Here is an 18,611-nt window from a genome sequence, read left to right on the forward strand (position 1 = left end):
AATGACAGACAAAGATAAAGATTTGCACTGCTCTTTTTGCGGAAAAGAAAAAGACGAAGTAGATAAATTAATTGCTGGCACAGACGGTTATATTTGTAATGAATGTATTGAACTTTGTCACTCAATGCTTGAAGAAAGTAATGATGAAAATTTAGAGGAAAGTGCGGTCGAAAATAAAGATAAATTGCCAACGCCTCACGAAATTCGCGCCCATCTGGATGATTATGTTATTGGTCAAGATTATGCGAAAAAAGTGCTTTCTGTAGCGGTTTATAATCATTATAAACGCTTGCGAACTAACTATGAAAGCAATGATGTAGAGCTTGGCAAAAGTAATATTTTACTTATAGGGCCTACAGGTAGCGGAAAAACGTTACTTGCGCAAACATTAGCTCGTCGTTTAAATGTACCCTTTGCGATGGCGGATGCAACCACATTAACGGAAGCTGGTTATGTGGGAGAAGATGTGGAGAATGTATTACAGAAACTTTTGCAAAATTGTGAATACGATACTGAAAAAGCAGAGAAAGGCATTATTTATATTGATGAAATTGATAAAATTAGCCGTAAATCGGAAGGCGCATCAATTACTCGAGATGTTTCAGGGGAGGGGGTGCAACAGGCTTTATTAAAACTTATTGAAGGTACAATCGCTTCAATTCCACCTCAAGGCGGTCGTAAACATCCACAACAAGAAATGGTAAAATTGGATACGTCTAAAATTCTCTTTATTTGCGGCGGTGCATTTGCAGGATTAGATAAAATTATTGATAAACGCACTCAAACCAGTACGAGTATTGGTTTTAATGCCAAAGTTGAAAAAGATGAAAAAAAACAATCTCTTTCTGAATTATTCCGTCAAGTTGAACCTGATGATTTGATGAAATTTGGTTTAATTCCAGAATTTATCGGACGCTTGCCAATGATTGCCCCATTAAGTGAATTAGACGAAGATGCACTGATACAAATTCTCACAAAACCAAAAAACGCATTAATTAAACAATATCAAGCCTTATTTGGATTGGAAAAAGTAGAATTGGATTTCACACCAGAAGCATTAAAAGCAATGGCGAAAAAAGCACTTGAAAGAAAAACAGGTGCGCGTGGCTTACGTTCTATTGTAGAAGCAGTGTTGTTAGATACAATGTATGATCTACCGTCTCTTGAGAATTTACAAAAAGTTATCGTTGATGAATCGACAATTGTAGATAATCTTGCACCAAAATTAGAATATTAGATTTAATCGCAAAAGTGCGGTTGTTTTCGCCAGATTTTCTATGTTGATGCTTATTTTCAATAGGCAAGGCGAAAAGAAAATGCTACAATCGCACGTTCTTATGGCATTATTCTTACATTTCCATTTAAAACGGATTCAATTCTATGGCAACCGAAATTGTTGATAAAAAGAAAAATACGCAAGAAGTGATCGTTGAAGGCAAGTCTAAAGGTTTAAATACATTCCTTTGGGTTTTAGCTGTGATCTTTTTTGCTGCTGCGGCAATTGGGAATATTTATTTCCAACAAATCTATTCTTTACCGATTCGTGTTATTGGTATGGCTATTGCATTAGTCATTGCATTTATTTTAGCGGCAATTACTAATCAAGGAACAAAAGCACGCGCATTCTTTAATGACTCTCGCACAGAAGCGCGTAAAGTCGTATGGCCAACCCGTGCTGAAGCACGTCAGACAACATTGATCGTTATCGGGGTAACAATGATTGCTTCTCTCTTCTTTTGGGCAGTAGATTCGATTATTGTGACAGTAATTAATTTCTTAACTGATTTGAGATTCTAAAATGACTGAAGAAACAACAGTATCAAAAAAACGTTGGTATGTATTACAAGCGTTTTCTGGCTTTGAAAGTCGTGTAGCTCTAACTTTACGTGAATACATCAAACAACAACAAATGGAAGATCAATTTGGTGAAGTTTTAGTGCCAACTGAAGAAGTGGTGGAAAATGTAGCAGGAAAACGTCGCAAAAGTGAACGTAAATTTTTTCCAGGTTATGTACTTGTAGAAATGGAAATGAATGATGAAACTTGGCATCTAGTAAAAAGCGTGCCAAGAGTGATGGGTTTTATCGGTGGTACACCAGATAAACCTGCGCCTATTTCTAAACGTGAAGCGGATACTATTTTAAATCGCCTTGAACAAAATACTGATAAACCTCGTCATCGAAATGAATATCATCCAGGCGAGGAAGTTCGTGTGACTGAAGGTCCATTTGCTGATTTTAATGGTACAGTAGAAGAAGTAGATTATGAAAAAGGTCGCTTAAAAGTGTCTGTATCAATTTTTGGTCGTGCAACACCAGTTGAGCTTGAATTTGGTCAAGTTGAAAAAATACACTAAGAAATAATTAAAAGATAACCGCACTTTTATAGTGCGGTTTTTTGTTTTTATTTAACAAATTAGGTAGAATAATCCCATATTTATGTAAGGATCAAAAATGAAAACAAAGGCAATTTTGACCGCACTTTTGGGTGCCATTGCACTAACAGGTTGTGCAAATAACAACGACACGAAACAAGCGAGTGAGCGTAATGATTCTCTTGAAGGCTTCAATCGAACTATGTGGAAGTTTAACTATAATGTGCTAGATCGCTATGTATTAGAACCTGTTGCAAAAGGTTGGAACAACTATGTGCCTAAGCCGATTTCTTCTGGTCTTGCTGGCATCGCAAATAATCTTGATGAGCCAGTCAGTTTCATAAACCGCTTAATTGAAGGCGAACCGAAAAAAGCATTTGTTCACTTTAATCGCTTTTGGATTAACACTGTATTTGGACTAGGTGGTTTTATTGATTTTGCGAGCGCAAGCAAAGAATTACGCATAGATAATCAACGTGGATTTGGGGAAACTTTAGGTAGCTACGGCGTAGATGCTGGCACTTATATTGTGCTACCGATTTATAATGCAACAACGCCACGTCAATTAACAGGAGCTGTGGTTGATGCGGCTTATATGTATCCATTCTGGCAATGGGTTGGTGGCCCATGGGCATTAGTGAAATATGGTGTGCAAGCAGTGGATGGCCGTGCGAAAAATCTCAATAATGCAGAATTGTTACGTCAAGCTCAAGATCCATATATCACGTTCCGAGAAGCTTATTATCAAAATTTACAATTCAAAGTAAACGATGGGAAATTAGTCGAAAGCAAAGAATCACTTCCCGATGACATACTAAAAGAAATTGATTAATAAACAGAAAAGTGCGGTAAAAAAGAACCGCACTTTTTATCAACTAAGGAGAAAATAATGACTCAAATTATTCATACTGAAAAAGCACCTGCGGCCATTGGTCCTTATGTTCAAGCGGTTGATCTTGGCAATTTAGTTTTAACCTCAGGGCAAATTCCCGTGAATCCTGCAACAGGCGAAGTGCCTGCGGACATCGTTGCACAAGCACGCCAATCTTTAGAAAACGTGAAAGCGATTATCGAGAAAGCGGGTTTAACCGCCGCAGATATTGTAAAAACAACGGTTTTTGTGAAAGATCTTAACGACTTTTCAGCAGTTAATGCAGAATACGAACGTTTCTTTAAAGAAAATAATCATCCTAACTTCCCTGCTCGTTCTTGTGTGGAAGTTGCGCGTTTACCAAAAGATGTGGGATTAGAAATCGAAGCGATTGCAGTGAGAAAATAATTTTCTATTTTGAACCCTTGTTTAAAAGTGCGGTCATAAACTCGCAAGTTTTTGACCGCACTTTTTGTTTATCTGCTGATAACAAAAATTTTACATTACACCTTGAATTTTTTGTGAATTTTCCCCACAAAGGAAATACTTAACCCTAACTTTGAGAGAACACATTATGATGCGAATTCTTCTTTTCTTGGCAACCAATATGGCTGTAATGCTGGTATTGGGGATTATTTTAAGTGTGACTGGTATTGCAGGAAATAGCACTGGCGGCATTTTAATTATGGCTTTGCTATTTGGTTTTGCTGGTTCATTAATTTCCTTATTCCTGTCTAAAACAATGGCATTACGTTCTGTAGATGGAGAAGTGATTACTCAACCTCGTAATCAAACTGAACGTTGGTTAATTGATACCGTTAGTCGCCAAGCACAGAAAGCGGGTATTCCCATGCCAGACGTGGCAATTTATCATTCACCCGATGTGAATGCTTTTGCTACAGGCGCGACAAAAAGCAACTCTTTGGTAGCAGTGAGTACGGGATTATTAAACAACATGACGGAGGCTGAAGCTGAAGCTGTTTTAGCACACGAAATTTCTCATATTTCCAATGGCGATATGGTGACGATGGCGTTATTGCAAGGCGTATTGAATACTTTTGTAATTTTCTTGTCTCGCGTTATCGCAACGGCGGTAGCAAGTTCGCGTAACAATAATGGAGAGGAAACGCGCAGTTCAGGTATTTATTTCTTGGTTTCTATGGTATTGGAAATGCTCTTTGGTGTGCTTGCGAGTATTATCGCAATGTGGTTCTCACGCTACCGCGAATTTCGTGCAGATGCTGGTTCCGCAAGTTTAGTAGGCAAAGAAAAAATGATTATGGCACTGCAACGTTTGCAACAACTTCACGAACCACAAAATCTCGAAGGTTCTTTAAATGCCTTTATGATTAATGGTAAACGCAGTGAACTCTTTATGAGCCATCCACCACTCGAAAAGCGTATTGAAGCCTTACGCAATCTTTAAAAATTATAAAAAATAACCGCACTTATATATCAAAGTGCGGTTATTTTTTGAGTTATTTTCAGTTTATATTAGAACAATAAAAACGGTGCTATTTCAGCACCGTTCTTTGTTATTGCATCACATTTTAAAGAATAATGTGAGAAAGACCTAAACCGATTAACAAACAGAAAAGCATACTTAATAAACCCGGAAGCATAAAGCTGTGGTTTAAAATGTATTTACCGATTTTGGTTGTTCCAGTGGTATCGAAGTCAAGAGATGCGATGATTGGACCGTAGTTAGGAATAAAGAAGTAACCATTTACAGCAACAAATACACCGATTAATACTGGCGCAGGAATACCTAATGCAATACCAAGTGGGAACAATGTTGCTACTGTTGCACCTTGGCTGTTTACTAATACAGAAAGTACAAATAGCGCGAAAGCAAATGCCCATGGTGCAGTTTCAACTAAGCCTTTTACCATTTCTTTTACTTCAGTAATGTGTGCCTGCATTAAGGTGTCACCTAACCAAGCAATACCGAAGATTGCGATTACTGCGCGCATACCTGCATGGAATACAGAACCTTTGGTAATCGCTGTGCCATCTGGTTTACAAGTTAAGATAATCAATGCACCAATTGAAAGCATAATAATTTCAATGGTATGTGCCATTCCCATTGGTTTTCCATCAAAAACAGGTCGAATAGAAGGAACTGCCCCCATTAACACGACAAGTAAAGCACCAAATAAGAATAAAGAAACGGAAATTTTAGCTGTTTTGCTCACTTCTACTTCTTTGACTGAAGTGGTAGAAGCAAAAATATCTGCATATTTTGGATCATTTAAACGACGTTGATATTCTGGATCATCTTTTAACTCTTTACCCATTTTATTAACAAATAAGCAAGCAAGGAAAAGTCCTAGAATAGTTGAAGGAATGGTTACCATTAAAACATCGCCAAGATGAATGCCTTGTGGCTCAAGGTAAGCAACCACAGCCACCACCGCTGCAGCGATTGGGCTTGCTACGATAGCAAATTGTGATGCAATTACCGCCATTGACATTGGGCGTTCAGGACGGATACCGTTTTGACGGCTCACTTCAGCGATAACTGGCAATACAGAATATGCCACGTGACCAGTACCCGCTAAGAGAGTGAATAACCAAGTTACTGCTGGTGCAATAAACGTAATGTGTTTAGGATTACGACGTAAGATTTTGGTTGCGATTTTGATCATGTAGTCTAAACCGCCAGCTGCTTGCATTGCTGCCGCGGCTGCCACTACAGCCATAATCATAAACATAACATCAATAGGTAAACCTGCTGGTTTCAAGCCAAAGCCAAAAGAAAGAATGGCAAGACCTAAACCACCAAATACACCTAAACCGATACCACCTACACGCGCACCCACAAAGATACACAATAATACGATGGCAAATTGTAGTAAAAACATTGCAGACATACTGCCCCCTAAGTTAATAAAAAAACACTTTGTTTTATTTGTTGAAACGGCGTGTAATATAGCAACAAATAGGTAGAGATTCCATAACTTGGATCAATAAATTATGGTCAAAAGTGCGGTTATTTCGAGCCGCACTACCGTTACTATTAATCTTAAAAGTCTTCGAAATATTGTTGAATTACGTTTGGATCTTTAGTTTGAGTTAAAGCTAATTGTAAGAGAACTCGTGCTTTTTGTGGATTTAAAGTACCTGATGCTACAAAGCCATATTTACTATCATCAACTTCAGCGTCACGAGTTGTATAGCCAGTTGGTACACGAGAAGAACGAACTACAACGACGCCATCTTTCGCAGCTTTTTCTAAGCGATCTAAGTGTGCAGCATTAACATTTCCATTGCCAACTCCAGCTGATACAATCCCTTGATAGCCAGCATCTAGCAATGCGTTTAATGGTTCAACTGGTGCATTTGAATAAGCATAAATAATCCCCACTTTTGGTAGGTGGTCTAATTTTTCTATGTTAAATGGAGTGTTGATGGTATGTTTGCTTTCTGGGGAACGTTCATAGTCCACTTTGCTGTTATGAATATAGCCTAGAGAACCATAATTTGGCGAATGGAAAGTTTGCACTGCGGTAGTACTGGTTTTTGTGACATCACGAGCACCTAGTACTTCATTATTCATTGCGACTAAAACACCACGACCACTCGATTTTTTGTCTGCCGCGACGACGACAGCATTGTAAAGATTTAATGGGCCATCAGCGCTTTTTTCTGTCGCAGGACGCATAGCCCCTACGAGAACAACCGGTTTTTCACATTTTACGGTTAAATCTAAGAAATAAGCCGTCTCTTCCATGGTATCTGTACCATGGGTAATGACAAATCCATCAGTACTTTTACATTGAGCATTGATGGCTTTTGCCAGTTTTAGCCAGACTTCGTCATTCATGTCTTGTGAACCTATTTTTACAATTTGCTCACCTTTAATGTTGGCAATATTTTTTATTTCTGGTACGGCTTCAATTAAAGTATCAATACTTAATTGTCCAGCTTTATACGCAGAATTTACTGAACTTTGCCCGCTTCCTGCAATGGTACCACCCGTTGCCAAGATTGTAATATTTGGCAAGTCTGCTGCATTTGCTATTGAAATACCTAGACCAAATAAAGTACATAAGGCTAATTTAGTTAATTTCATAGATTTCTCCTAAGATGAATAAAAATTTCTCCAAAGTAGTCTAACTAAATTAAGTTATTTATAAACAATGGAAAAACAAATTTATGATCTCGATCACATAATTTTTTTGTTGATTGTATAACCTTTATGCAAGTACGGAATTTAAGCATAATTTTTTTGAAAGATAACCCAAGTGCGGTTATACTTGAGCCCTATTTTGACGTACTTAATCAGTAGAGAAAACAATGCAAGAATTTATCTCAATGGCAACAGAGTTTGCTCAAAAACATACTCTTTTAGCGGTTTCTTGGTTTGCGATTTTCGTGATGGTGATTTATACCTTCTATAAAGGCGCAACGAGTAAATTTAAAGTAATTACGCACAATGAAGTTATTCGGTTAATAAATTCCGATGAAGCCATTGTGGTAGATTTACGTAGTCTTGAAGAATTTCAACGTGGACATATCATTAATAGTATTAATGTGCTTCCAAGCGAAATTAAAAATCAAAATATCGGAAAATTAGAGTCGCATAAAGAGAAAGCTCTTATATTAGTCGATACAAATGGTACTTCAGCCTCTGCTTCTGCAGTATTTTTAACCAAACAAGGTTTTAATTCTGTATTTGTGTTGAAAGAAGGCCTTTCCGCGTGGGTAGCAGCAAATTTACCTTTAGTTAAAAAACATAAATAATAAGGAATAGAAAATGTCAGAACAAAAACAAGACGTTGCAGCAACAGAAGAACAACAACCCGTTCTTCAAATTCAACGTATTTATGTGAAAGATGTGTCTTTTGAAGCACCAAATCTTCCGCATATTTTCCAACAAGAATGGAAACCAAAACTTGGTTTTGATTTAAGCACTGAAACGACTCAAGTTGGTGATGACTTATATGAAGTGGTATTAAACATTTCTGTTGAAACTACACTTGAAGATAGTGGCGATGTAGCATTTATTTGCGAAGTTAAACAAGCAGGCGTGTTCACTATTAGTGGTTTAGAAGATGTTCAAATGGCACATTGTTTAACCTCTCAATGCCCGAATATGCTTTTCCCTTATGCACGTGAATTAGTGTCTAACTTAGTAAATCGTGGTACGTTCCCTGCATTAAACTTATCTCCAGTAAACTTTGATGCATTGTTTGTTGAATATATGAATCGCCAACAAGCAGAAAATGCAGAAGAAAAACCTGAAGAAGAACAAACTAAACATTAATTAAATAGCAAAACAAAAGGCAAGTTAGAAATCCTAGCTTGCCTTTTTTGTTGCTAAAGTGCGGTCAATTAATAGCTTGAATTAATTAACACTTCTTCGCCATAGCCGCCTAAAGTTGGCATTGGTTGATAAGTTGAGTTTGCGGCACGCATTAAACGAATACCACGAACACCTGCTTCTTTAGCTGCTAGTACATCATCATCGCTATCGCCATAGTGAATACTCACTTTATGTGAAATGATTGCAGGCGTTTTGTTATATTTTGTTGTACGTTCACGGCTGCCCATAAATTCAACTGGGTGCATATTCTTAATATTGAACGTTTTTTCTAAAATTGGTGTTACGCCATCTACTTTACCTGCAGTACGGCCAGTGAAAAAGTAAACTTGGTCGCCACGTGCTTGATGCATATTAATTAAATCTATGGCAATTTGTTTAGGAATAGAATATTTATCGCAACCTGCGTTTACTTCATTCCAGAAATCTTGATTTTTCAAATAATCGTGTTTACCTGGTGAGAATTTTTGTTGTCCGTGGTAGAAGCAAGGGCTGCTGAAAAGCACAGTATCATCAATATCAAAGCTTACATTAATTGGTGCTTTACCTTCTAAACTTTGCTTGATTTGATCAACACTAATCCAATGAATTGCTTGCTCTTGTAACATTTCACGAGCATTAGTGCCAGATTGAGTATAAGGTTCAGTTTTGCCTGCCATCGCTGGAACTGCAGCTGCAGTTAAAAGTGCGATTACAGATAATTTCATGATGTTTTTCATTGTGTTTCCTCACAAATGTTGATTTAAAAATCGTCCGCATCATACACTTTTTTAATATGCATTCAATGACTAGCAATCGTTTGCTAGTTCAAAGTATGATCCAGTTCACATTTTTATTTATGAGTGAAGAATAAATCGTCAATATAAATTTTCCTCTTGAATTTAATCAATTTGTCGCCATATAACGAACAACTTTTCACTTTATAAAAAGGACTGAATAATGACAACGATTGTAAGCGTACGTCGCAATGGACAAGTCGTCGTGGGTGGTGATGGACAAGTTTCTTTAGGCAATACCGTAATGAAAGGTAATGCCCGTAAAGTACGCCGTTTATATAATGGCAAAGTGCTTGCTGGTTTTGCAGGTGGCACGGCTGATGCATTCACGCTTTTTGAATTATTTGAACGTAAACTTGAAATGCATCAAGGGCATTTGCTAAAAAGTGCGGTGGAATTAGCGAAAGATTGGCGTACCGATCGCGCACTTCGTAAGTTAGAAGCGATGTTAATTGTGGCGGATGAAAAAGAAAGTTTAATCATCACGGGTATTGGCGATGTGGTTCAGCCCGAAGAAGATCAAATTTTAGCAATCGGATCGGGTGGTAACTATGCGTTGTCTGCAGCACGTGCATTGGTAGAAAATACCGAACTTTCTGCTCGTGAAATTGTTGAAAAATCTTTGAAAATTGCGGGTGATATTTGCGTGTTCACAAATACCAATCTCACTATTGAAGAATTACCGAATTAAGGAAAAAGCTATGTCTGAAATGACTCCTCGTGAAATAGTTTCTGAATTAGATCAACATATTATTGGTCAAGCCGATGCAAAGCGTGCAGTGGCGATTGCGCTGCGTAATCGCTGGCGTCGTATGCAGCTTCAAGAACCTCTGCGTCACGAAGTAACCCCAAAAAATATCCTGATGATTGGCCCAACTGGTGTGGGTAAAACTGAAATTGCGCGCCGTTTGGCAAAATTAGCTAATGCACCATTTATCAAAGTAGAAGCAACGAAATTTACCGAAGTGGGTTACGTGGGGAAAGAGGTGGATTCCATTATTCGTGATTTAACGGATAGTGCGATGAAGCTTGTTCGCCAGCAGGAAATTGCGAAGAACAGAGCAAGAGCTGAAGACGCGGCTGAAGAGCGTATTTTGGATGCTTTACTTCCTCCAGCAAAAAATCAGTGGGGCGAAGTTGAAAGCCATGATAGTCACAGCAGTACTCGTCAAGCGTTCCGTAAAAAATTACGTGAAGGTCAATTAGATGATAAAGAAATCGAAATTGATGTGTCTGCTGGCGTATCTATGGGGGTTGAAATTATGGCTCCTCCAGGCATGGAAGAAATGACAAATCAACTGCAATCATTGTTCCAAAATTTGGGTTCAGACAAAACGAAAAAACGCAAAATGAAAATTAAAGATGGGTTGAAAGCGTTGATTGATGATGAAGCCGCGAAATTAATTAACCCTGAAGAACTTAAACAAAAAGCCATTGATGCTGTGGAACAAAATGGGATCGTCTTTATCGATGAAATCGACAAAATTTGTAAGAAAGGTGAATACAGTGGTGCTGATGTATCGCGTGAAGGTGTGCAACGTGATTTACTTCCGTTAGTAGAAGGCTCGACAGTTAGCACCAAACACGGAATGGTTAAAACTGATCACATTTTATTTATTGCATCGGGTGCATTCCAAGTTGCTCGTCCTTCAGATTTAATCCCTGAACTACAAGGGCGTTTGCCGATTCGTGTTGAACTTACCGCATTAAGTGCGGCGGATTTTGAGCGCATTTTAACAGAACCTCACGCCTCTTTAACCGAACAATATAAAGCGTTGATGGCAACAGAAGGCGTGAATATTGAATTTACAACAGAGGCGGTTAAGAAAATTGCTGAGGCTGCATTCCGTGTGAATGAAAAAACGGAAAATATCGGTGCACGCCGTTTGCATACGGTAATGGAGCGTTTAATGGATAAAATTTCTTTCAGCGCAAGCGATATGAATGGTCAAACGGTCAATATTGATGCGGCTTATGTTGCGGATGCACTTGGCGAAGTGGTTGAAAATGAAGATTTGAGCCGTTTTATTCTTTAAAGATAAAAATTTTACATATAAAAGTGCGGTAAATTTTTACCGCACTTTTTTGTTTTCTAAATTGAGAAACTAATTAGTTTTTAATTTACTCCAATATTTTTCATAAATATCGACCGCTTCTCCTACATCGCCTTGCATAATTCCTTTTTCTACTTCTTCCGCTGGTGGGAATAATTTTGGATCATTAGCAACTTCCGCGCTTAGCAATGTTTTCGCCCCATTATTTGGCATAGAAAAGCCCATGCGTTCGATAACAATTTTTGCATTTTCAGGGCGAAGTAAGAAGTCAATGAACTTATGTGCGCCTTCCACGTTTTGAGCGGAATTCGGAATAGCATAATTATCCATCCAGAAAATAGCCCCTTCTTTTGGATAAACAAATTGCAAAGATGGATTTTCTTTCTGTGCTAAATAAGCAGAACCATTCCAAATCATACCAATTGCAACTTCGCCTTGTACGTAAGGGACTTCAGGAGAATCAGAGTTAAAAGTCGCTACATTTGGTAACAGTTTTTCTAAACGCTCATAAGCTGTTTTGATGTCTTCTTCATTGGTGGTATTTGGCGATTTACCATCCAGTAATAATGCTACGTGGAACACTTCACGTGCATCACTGGTCATGAGAACTTTGCCTTTAAATTCAGGTTTCCATAAATCCGCCCAGCTAGTGATGGTTTTAGGATCAATCTCATCCGCATTAACTTCAATACCAGTTAAGCCGTAAACGTAAGGTAATGAATATTTATTTTCTGGGTCGAATTCTTTATTTAATAAATGTTTAGGGATTTGATGAATATTGGTCAATTTACTTTGATCAATCGGTTGAAGCATCTTTTCCTTAATCATTTTATTTACGTAGTAACTTGATGGAAACACCAAATCATAGCCAGAACCAGTATTCTGAGTAAGTTTAAGTTTCGCATACATTTCTTCGTTGCTTTCAAAGGTAGAATAAATTACCTCGATGCCAGTTTCTTTAGAGAACTGTGCGACTAAATCAGAAGGCACATAGTCTGTCCAGTTATAGACGTAAAGTTTGTTATTGGCAAAAGCGGAAGCCGCAAAAAGTGCGGTGGTGGAAAGGAAAAGATTTTTGAGTGAGTGAGCAAAGAATTTTTTCAATTTATTGACCTCCGAGGGTTATCGTTCATCATAAAACACGCAAATTTTGCGCGCGCGCAGTATAGCATTTTTTTCTAAAAGGTTTGACATATTTCCCTTTCGGGGTAAGATTTTGCCAGTTTTTTCCTAAGGGATTTTTTATGCTTAATTTTGCCTATCAAGAACACGTTCGCTCTTATTATTTCGACTCTCGTAACCAAGATTTTCAATTCCCGCCGCTCACTCAAATTGAACATGCTGATGTATGTGTGATCGGGGCTGGATTTTTTGGTTTATCTGCAGCATTAGAACTAGCGGAAAAAGGAAAAAAAGTCATTGTCTTAGAGGGCGCAAGAGTAGGATTTGGTGCTTCTGGTCGTAGTGGCGGGCAGGCAATTAATGGCTTTGAAGAAGGCATTGATGAATACGTTAAACAAGTTGGCGAAGATAAAGCACATAAACTTTGGAATATGTCATTAGAGACCATTGATATTATTGATGAACGTATTGAAAAATATAGCATTCAATGCGACTGGAAAAAAGGCTATGCCACATTAGCATTAAATGAACGCCGAATGGATGACTTAATTGAAATGGAAAAAGAAAGTCATAAAAATTTTGGCTATCAGAATATGCAACTTTGGGATAAAACTAAATTAAAACAGCACTTAGGCAGTGATATTTATGTCGGCGGCTTATTTGATAGTAACTCAGGGCATTTGCATCCACTTAATTATTGTTTAGGTTTAGCGAAAGCTTGCGTCGATCTGGGTGTTCAAATTTTTGAACAATCTCCTGTCGTGGATATGGTTGAGAAAAATGGTTGCGTTGAGGTTAAAACAGCTAAAAGTGCGGTTATTTCTCAAGACGTTATTTTAGCCACCAATGCTTATATTGATGCGCTCCCGAAATCTATTCATCACGGAATTAATCGTAAAATATTACCTGTGGAAAGTTTTATTATCGCCACAGAGCCGTTAAGCCAAGCGGTTGCTGATTCTGTCATTAATAATGGCATGTCAGTGTGCGATAACAATTTATTATTAGACTATTATCGTTTAAGTGCTGACAATCGCTTGCTTTTTGGTAGTGATTCTAGCTCAGAAAAAGATATGGTCGCGGTTATGCGGAAAAATATGTTGTGTGTATTCCCGCAACTTGAAAATGTAAAAATCGATTATGGCTGGGCTGGCCCGATTGATATGACATTAAATTCAACGCCACATTTTGGTCGTATTTCTCCGCACATTTATTTTGCTCATGGTTATTCTGGTCACGGTGTTGCTTTGACTGGTCTTGCAGGACGAATTGTAGCGGAGGCGATTTTGGGCGACGATGAACGTTTATCTATTTTTGAAAGCCTGAAAGTCCCCTCTGTTTATGGTGGTCGAATTATCAAAGATCTTGCAACAAAGATTGGTGTACAGTATTACAAGTTTTTAGATAAATACCGTTAAAATACAACAATGTTTTTCTAAAGCATTGCCATCAAAATTGACTAGAATAATTAATTTTTGTATGGGCATAAATTCTAAATCAGTTAAAAAATTTACCGCACTTTAAAGCAGAATTAAAATAATATTTTTCACTACAATTTGTGTTTTCCATTAAGAGAGAGATATGTCAGAAAATTTCTTACTTTTCAGCTTGTTAGCTGTTGTTATTATATTGATTTTATTACTTATTCTACGCCAGCAAAAATATACACATCTTCATCAAGAATTATCGAAAACGACTCAAGATTATAATCAGCTTGCAAGTAAATTTGATGAACTTAGTAGCATTAGAAACCAGTTTGAACAACAAATAATTAAGGTACAGACTGAAAATCAAGGGCTGCAATATCGTTTAACTGAACGTGATGAACAAATACATCATCTCACACAAGAACGACAAAATTTGACCGAAAAATTAACCGCACTTTCTCAAGAATTAACGGGGTTACAAACAACCTTAGCAGAGAAAGAAAAACATTTTTCAGAGCAACAACAGAACTTTGAACAATCTAAACAGCAGTTGGGCGTGGAATTTCAAAATCTAGCCAATCGGATTTTGGATGAAAAAAGTCGATCATTTAGTCAATCAAATCAAACTGCTTTGGAAACCTTGCTCAAGCCTTTCCGTGAGCAAATTGAAGGTTTCCAAAAACGGGTCAATGAAATTCACTCCGAATCCGTGAAAGGTAATGCAGGCTTGGAAGCTGAAATCAAAAAAGTCCTGGAAATTGGTCTGAATATGTCGCAAGAGGCGAGTAATTTAACTTCTGCACTGAAAGGCGAAAAGAAAACGTTAGGTAACTGGGGCGAAGTGCAATTAGAACGCGCGTTGCAACTGGCTGGGCTTGAAGAAAATGTGCATTACCGTGCTCAAGCGCATTTTAAAGATGAACAAGGTGGACGCAATTACCCTGATTTTGTGTTGAATTTACCCGATGATAAACATTTAATTATCGACAGCAAAATGTCGTTGGTGGCTTATGAAAGTGCGGTAAATTCTGACGATGATTTTGAACGTGAGCGTTTACTCAAAGAACATATTTCCGCATTGAAAAGTCATATTAACGATCTGCATAAAAAAGATTACAGCAATCTGATTGGTATGCGTAGCCCAAATTTTGTTCTTATGTTTATTGCGGTAGAACCTGCGTATATTGAGGCTTTAAAAGCTGATCCTGCTTTATTTAATTATGGTTATGAACGTAACGTAATTATGGTTTCTCACACTACGCTAATGCCGATTTTACGTACCGTAGCAAACCTGTGGCGTATCGAACGTGGTAATGCTGAGGCAAAAGAAATTGCTGAAAAAGCGGGCGAAATCTATAACCAAATTTGTTTGGTGGCAGAGCGTTTAAACAAACTCGGCAATACGCTTTCTACCGTCAGCAACCAATACAACAGCACAGTAACCGCACTTGTTGGCCAACAAGGTTTAGTTGGCAAAGTAGAACGATTTAAAACCCTTTCCGCAAAAGCCAATAAAACAATGCCCGATGTGGAGTTGTTAAATAATCAGGTGGATTTGGTGAGGTTGAATGTCTTAAATCAAGAAAATCTTCAATAATTTATTCTCCGATTGAATGCAAATTTGGTTGGAGAATTTTTTGTCCTATCTAGAAATTTTGTGATCAATATCCCAAATTTGAAATTTCTTAGTTGTTTTTCTATTTTTGTTATCTATATTTGTCTTATCGAAACGTTTCGATAACAAAAAAGGAGCTTTTAGATGAAAAAAACAGCTTTATTGAATGCGCAACTTTCGCATTGCATTGCTACACTTGGTCATACGGAAAGTTTGACGATTTGCGATGCGGGACTTCCAATTCCGTTAAGTGTGGAACGTATCGATCTCGCATTAACTGCAGGTGTACCAAGTTTTCTACAAACGTTGAATGTAGTAACGAATGAAATGTATGTTGAACGCGTTGTTATTGCAGAAGAAATTAAAGAAAAAAATCCGGAAATATTGACCGCACTTTTAACACAACTTCAACAACTTGAAAGTCATCAGGGTAATCAAATACAAGTGGAATTTGTATCGCACGAAACTTTTAAAAAATTTACCCTCGAAAGTAAAGCTATTGTTCGTACTGGCGAATGTTCACCTTATGCCAATGTCATTTTATATTCTGGTGTACCATTTTAATTAGAGTGAAATTATGGAAACTTTACTCAAAATTAGTGGTGTTGATAAGTCATTTCCGGGTGTGAAAGCCTTGAATAATGCCTGTTTATCTGTTTACGCTGGACGCGTAATGGCATTGATGGGGGAAAATGGGGCGGGTAAATCAACTTTGATGAAAGTGCTTACTGGTATTTATTCCAAAGATGCAGGTACGATTGAGTATCTTAATCGATCAGTTAATTTCAATGGACCTAAAGCCTCACAGGAAGCTGGTATTAGTATCATTCACCAAGAACTTAATTTAGTTGGCAATCTCACTATTGCGGAAAATATTTTTCTTGGTCGTGAATTTAAAACCCCTTGGGGGGCAATTAATTGGCAAAAAATGTATACCGAGGCAGATAAGCTGTTAGCTCGTTTAGGTGTAACCCATAGTAGTAAAAAATTATGCTCAGAACTTTCTATTGGTGAGCAACAAATGGTGGAGATAGCCAAAGCTTTAAGTTTTGAATCCAAAGTTATCATTATGGATGAACCAACCGATGCGCTCACAGATACGGAAACTGAAGCCCTATTCAATGTGATTCGTGAACTCAAAGCAGAAAATCGTGGCATTGTTTATATCTCTCATCGTTTAAAAGAAATTTTCCAAATTTGTGATGATGTGACGGTTTTACGCGATGGTCAATTTATCGGTGAACGCGTTGTGGCAGAGATTACAGAAGATGATTTAATTGAAATGATGGTTGGTCGTCGTCTTGATGAACAATATCCGCATTTATCACAAGAAAAAGGCGAATGTGTATTGGATGTGAAACATGTGAGCGGAAGCGGCATTGATGATGTTTCCTTCAAATTGCATGCCGGTGAAATTGTCGGCGTATCAGGCTTAATGGGCGCGGGTAGAACGGAACTCGGCAAGCTACTTTACGGTGCTTTGCCAAAAACAGCGGGAAAAGTGCGGTTAAAAAATCAAGAGATTGAGAATCGTAGTCCGCAAGATGGTTTGGATAATGGCATTGTATATATTTCTGAAGATCGTAAAGGTGATGGCTTGGTTTTAGGCATGTCGGTGAAAGAAAATATGTCGCTCACATCGCTCGATCATTTTTCACAAAAAGGCAGTATTCGCCATCAAGCGGAAAAAATGGCAGTAGATGACTTTATTTTGATGTTTAACATTAAAACACCTAACCGTGATCAACAAGTAGGTTTGCTATCTGGTGGAAATCAACAAAAAGTGGCAATCGCTCGTGGATTAATGACTCGCCCAAATGTGTTGATTTTAGATGAACCAACTCGTGGCGTAGATGTTGGCGCGAAGAAAGAAATTTATCAGCTGATTAACGAATTTAAGAAAGAAGGGTTGAGTATTTTAATGATCTCATCTGATATGCCAGAAGTGCTTGGTATGAGTGACCGCATTTTGGTTATGCGAGAAGGCAGAATCAGTGCAGAATTTTCTCGCAAAGACGCAACTCAAGAAAAATTATTAGCAGCAGCTATCGGTAAATAAGCGTAGGTAAATATGATGAAAACTGAAACATCTTCTATCCAAATAGGCAAATTTTTGATTGAACAACGATCTTTTATTGCATTGATTATTCTTATCGCAATTGTATCGGTAATAAATCCCGATTTTTTCAGTGTAGATAATATTTTGAATATTTTACGTCAAACTTCGGTTAATGCGATTATTGCAGTTGGGATGACTTTCGTTATTTTAATTGCAGGTATAGATCTTTCTGTGGGGTCTGTATTGGCATTGACTGGCGCTATTGCAGCCTCAATGGTAAGTATTGAATTGCCTATTTTTTTAGTAATTCCTGTGGTTTTATTGATTGGAACACTTCTTGGTAGCATAAGTGGTGCAATTGTGGCGAAAGGGAAAGTTCAGGCGTTTATTGCTACCCTTGTTACGATGACATTATTACGTGGGGTGACAATGGTTTATACAGACGGTCGTCCTATTACGACAGGTTTTTCGGATAATGCTGATCTATTTGCTAGCATTGGTACAGGCTATTTTTTAGGTATCCCAGTACCAATTTGGATTATGAGTATCGTGTTTGCTGTCGCTTGGTATATTTTAAAACACACGCCTATTGGTCGTTATATCTACGCGCTCGGTGGTAATGAATCAGCAACTCAACTTTCTGGTATTAATGTCAATAAAATCAAAGTATTTGTTTTTGCTGCCAGTGGATTTCTTTCTGCATTAGCAGGTTTAATTGTTACTTCACGTTTATCTTCTGCTCAACCCACTGCTGGCGTATCTTATGAATTAGATGCAATTGCTGCCGTGGTAGTCGGTGGAACCAGTTTGATGGGAGGAAAAGGTCGTGTAATGGGAACTCTCATCGGTGCATTAATCATCGGATTTTTAAACAATGCATTAAATTTATTAGATATTTCATCTTACTATCAAATGATAGCAAAAGCGTTGGTTATTTTGGTTGCTGTTTTAGCCGATAACTATCTTGGTACAAAAAAACTGTAACTC

General features: G+C 37.8%; 19 protein-coding genes. 15 read left to right on the top strand and 4 right to left on the bottom strand.

The annotated features are described in order from the left end of the window. The first annotated feature begins 1 nt into the window (after position 1). From clpX to htpX, 6 genes are all read left to right on the top strand, one after another. Positions 2-1,237 carry an ATP-dependent protease ATP-binding subunit ClpX gene (gene clpX, locus DQN24_RS01270; protein ID WP_111695275.1) on the top strand — a complete coding sequence of 412 codons (1,236 nt, stop codon included), beginning with the start codon at positions 2-4 and terminating at the stop codon, positions 1,235-1,237. Between the two features lie 143 nt (positions 1,238-1,380). After that, entirely contained in the window at positions 1,381-1,797 is a 417-nt protein-coding gene (secE, locus tag DQN24_RS01275) for a preprotein translocase subunit SecE (RefSeq protein WP_005648602.1), read from the top strand. Position 1,798: 1 nt separating this feature from the next. After that, complete coding sequence (nusG, locus tag DQN24_RS01280) at positions 1,799-2,356, top strand: transcription termination/antitermination protein NusG (RefSeq protein ID WP_005648601.1); 558 nt, start codon at positions 1,799-1,801, stop codon at positions 2,354-2,356. Positions 2,357-2,453: 97 nt separating this feature from the next. Beyond that, complete coding sequence (locus tag DQN24_RS01285; protein ID WP_111695276.1) at positions 2,454-3,206, top strand: VacJ family lipoprotein; 753 nt, start codon at positions 2,454-2,456, stop codon at positions 3,204-3,206. 57 nt (positions 3,207-3,263) lie between these two features. Further along, positions 3,264-3,653, top strand: a complete 390-nt coding sequence (locus DQN24_RS01290) for a RidA family protein (protein WP_012055182.1) — start codon at positions 3,264-3,266, stop codon at positions 3,651-3,653. A gap of 163 nt (positions 3,654-3,816) precedes the next feature. Beyond that, positions 3,817-4,671, top strand: coding sequence for a protease HtpX (gene htpX, locus DQN24_RS01295; protein WP_162837812.1), 855 nt, complete (start codon positions 3,817-3,819; stop codon positions 4,669-4,671). 124 nt (positions 4,672-4,795) lie between these two features. Here htpX and DQN24_RS01300 read toward each other — a convergent pair whose 3' ends face one another. Together DQN24_RS01300 and ansB are read right to left on the bottom strand one after the other, a co-directional pair. Further along, the gene (locus DQN24_RS01300; protein WP_050848036.1) at positions 4,796-6,118 is read right to left on the bottom strand and encodes an anaerobic C4-dicarboxylate transporter; all 1,323 of its coding nucleotides are present in this window, start codon (positions 6,116-6,118) and stop codon (positions 4,796-4,798) included. Positions 6,119-6,270: 152 nt separating this feature from the next. Beyond that, complete coding sequence (ansB, locus tag DQN24_RS01305; protein WP_021034628.1) at positions 6,271-7,320, bottom strand: L-asparaginase 2; 1,050 nt, start codon at positions 7,318-7,320, stop codon at positions 6,271-6,273. A 224-nt stretch (positions 7,321-7,544) separates the two neighbouring features. Between ansB and DQN24_RS01310 the strand changes: the two genes are divergently transcribed. Together DQN24_RS01310 and secB are read left to right on the top strand one after the other, a co-directional pair. Then, on the top strand, positions 7,545-7,991 hold the full coding sequence (locus tag DQN24_RS01310; RefSeq protein ID WP_005648518.1) for a rhodanese-like domain-containing protein: 447 nt from the start codon (positions 7,545-7,547) through the stop codon (positions 7,989-7,991). Positions 7,992-8,004: 13 nt separating this feature from the next. Further along, positions 8,005-8,514, top strand: a complete 510-nt coding sequence (gene secB / locus DQN24_RS01315; protein ID WP_048946741.1) for a protein-export chaperone SecB — start codon at positions 8,005-8,007, stop codon at positions 8,512-8,514. A 68-nt stretch (positions 8,515-8,582) separates the two neighbouring features. Here secB and aphA read toward each other — a convergent pair whose 3' ends face one another. Then, a complete protein-coding gene (gene aphA, locus DQN24_RS01320) occupies positions 8,583-9,290 on the bottom strand; it encodes an acid phosphatase AphA (RefSeq protein ID WP_005630577.1) in 708 nt (235 codons plus the stop codon). 220 nt (positions 9,291-9,510) lie between these two features. Between aphA and hslV the strand changes: the two genes are divergently transcribed. Together hslV and hslU are read left to right on the top strand one after the other, a co-directional pair. Continuing rightward, positions 9,511-10,038, top strand: a complete 528-nt coding sequence (gene hslV, locus DQN24_RS01325; protein WP_065245049.1) for an ATP-dependent protease subunit HslV — start codon at positions 9,511-9,513, stop codon at positions 10,036-10,038. A 10-nt stretch (positions 10,039-10,048) separates the two neighbouring features. Next, positions 10,049-11,383: an HslU--HslV peptidase ATPase subunit gene (hslU, locus tag DQN24_RS01330; RefSeq protein ID WP_065245050.1), complete on the top strand. Its 1,335-nt coding sequence runs from the start codon at positions 10,049-10,051 to the stop codon at positions 11,381-11,383. A 69-nt stretch (positions 11,384-11,452) separates the two neighbouring features. On the opposite strand, the gene DQN24_RS01335 is transcribed toward hslU, so the two are convergent. After that, positions 11,453-12,505: an extracellular solute-binding protein gene (locus DQN24_RS01335; RefSeq protein WP_042611148.1), complete on the bottom strand. Its 1,053-nt coding sequence runs from the start codon at positions 12,503-12,505 to the stop codon at positions 11,453-11,455. A gap of 140 nt (positions 12,506-12,645) precedes the next feature. On the opposite strand from DQN24_RS01335, the gene DQN24_RS01340 reads away from it, so the two are divergent. From DQN24_RS01340 to rbsC, 5 genes are all read left to right on the top strand, one after another. Next, complete coding sequence (locus DQN24_RS01340) at positions 12,646-13,941, top strand: NAD(P)/FAD-dependent oxidoreductase (protein ID WP_111695277.1); 1,296 nt, start codon at positions 12,646-12,648, stop codon at positions 13,939-13,941. A gap of 163 nt (positions 13,942-14,104) precedes the next feature. Further along, on the top strand, positions 14,105-15,547 hold the full coding sequence (rmuC, locus tag DQN24_RS01345) for a DNA recombination protein RmuC (protein ID WP_111695278.1): 1,443 nt from the start codon (positions 14,105-14,107) through the stop codon (positions 15,545-15,547). 162 nt (positions 15,548-15,709) lie between these two features. Next, a complete protein-coding gene (gene rbsD / locus DQN24_RS01350; RefSeq protein WP_005639835.1) occupies positions 15,710-16,129 on the top strand; it encodes a D-ribose pyranase in 420 nt (139 codons plus the stop codon). A gap of 13 nt (positions 16,130-16,142) precedes the next feature. Next, positions 16,143-17,624 (top strand): ribose ABC transporter ATP-binding protein RbsA, encoded by a 1,482-nt coding sequence (gene rbsA / locus DQN24_RS01355; protein WP_111695279.1) that lies wholly within the window; start codon positions 16,143-16,145, stop codon positions 17,622-17,624. A 15-nt stretch (positions 17,625-17,639) separates the two neighbouring features. Then, positions 17,640-18,608 carry a ribose ABC transporter permease gene (gene rbsC, locus DQN24_RS01360; RefSeq protein ID WP_050837867.1) on the top strand — a complete coding sequence of 323 codons (969 nt, stop codon included), beginning with the start codon at positions 17,640-17,642 and terminating at the stop codon, positions 18,606-18,608. The last annotated feature ends 3 nt before the right edge of the window (positions 18,609-18,611 follow it).

Origin of the sequence: Haemophilus influenzae (assembly GCF_900475755.1) — a bacterium.
GTDB lineage: Bacteria > Pseudomonadota > Gammaproteobacteria > Enterobacterales > Pasteurellaceae > Haemophilus > Haemophilus influenzae_D.

Bases quoted from the DNA above. Each gene is read 5' to 3' on its own strand.
- DQN24_RS01290 (WP_012055182.1), top strand. From the start codon at position 3,264: ATGACTCAAATTATTCATACTGAAAAAGCACCTGCGGCCATTGGTCCT.
- rmuC (WP_111695278.1), top strand. From the start codon at position 14,105: ATGTCAGAAAATTTCTTACTTTTCAGCTTGTTAGCTGTTGTTATTATA.
- ansB (WP_021034628.1), bottom strand. From the start codon at position 7,320: ATGAAATTAACTAAATTAGCCTTATGTACTTTATTTGGTCTAGGTATT.
- rbsD (WP_005639835.1), top strand. From the start codon at position 15,710: ATGAAAAAAACAGCTTTATTGAATGCGCAACTTTCGCATTGCATTGCT.
- DQN24_RS01340 (WP_111695277.1), top strand. From the start codon at position 12,646: ATGCTTAATTTTGCCTATCAAGAACACGTTCGCTCTTATTATTTCGAC.
- hslU (WP_065245050.1), top strand. From the start codon at position 10,049: ATGTCTGAAATGACTCCTCGTGAAATAGTTTCTGAATTAGATCAACAT.
- secE (WP_005648602.1), top strand. From the start codon at position 1,381: ATGGCAACCGAAATTGTTGATAAAAAGAAAAATACGCAAGAAGTGATC.
- aphA (WP_005630577.1), bottom strand. From the start codon at position 9,290: ATGAAAAACATCATGAAATTATCTGTAATCGCACTTTTAACTGCAGCT.
- rbsA (WP_111695279.1), top strand. From the start codon at position 16,143: ATGGAAACTTTACTCAAAATTAGTGGTGTTGATAAGTCATTTCCGGGT.
- rbsC (WP_050837867.1), top strand. From the start codon at position 17,640: ATGAAAACTGAAACATCTTCTATCCAAATAGGCAAATTTTTGATTGAA.
- DQN24_RS01300 (WP_050848036.1), bottom strand. From the start codon at position 6,118: ATGTCTGCAATGTTTTTACTACAATTTGCCATCGTATTATTGTGTATC.
- clpX (WP_111695275.1), top strand. From the start codon at position 2: ATGACAGACAAAGATAAAGATTTGCACTGCTCTTTTTGCGGAAAAGAA.
- DQN24_RS01285 (WP_111695276.1), top strand. From the start codon at position 2,454: ATGAAAACAAAGGCAATTTTGACCGCACTTTTGGGTGCCATTGCACTA.
- secB (WP_048946741.1), top strand. From the start codon at position 8,005: ATGTCAGAACAAAAACAAGACGTTGCAGCAACAGAAGAACAACAACCC.
- hslV (WP_065245049.1), top strand. From the start codon at position 9,511: ATGACAACGATTGTAAGCGTACGTCGCAATGGACAAGTCGTCGTGGGT.
- nusG (WP_005648601.1), top strand. From the start codon at position 1,799: ATGACTGAAGAAACAACAGTATCAAAAAAACGTTGGTATGTATTACAA.
- DQN24_RS01310 (WP_005648518.1), top strand. From the start codon at position 7,545: ATGCAAGAATTTATCTCAATGGCAACAGAGTTTGCTCAAAAACATACT.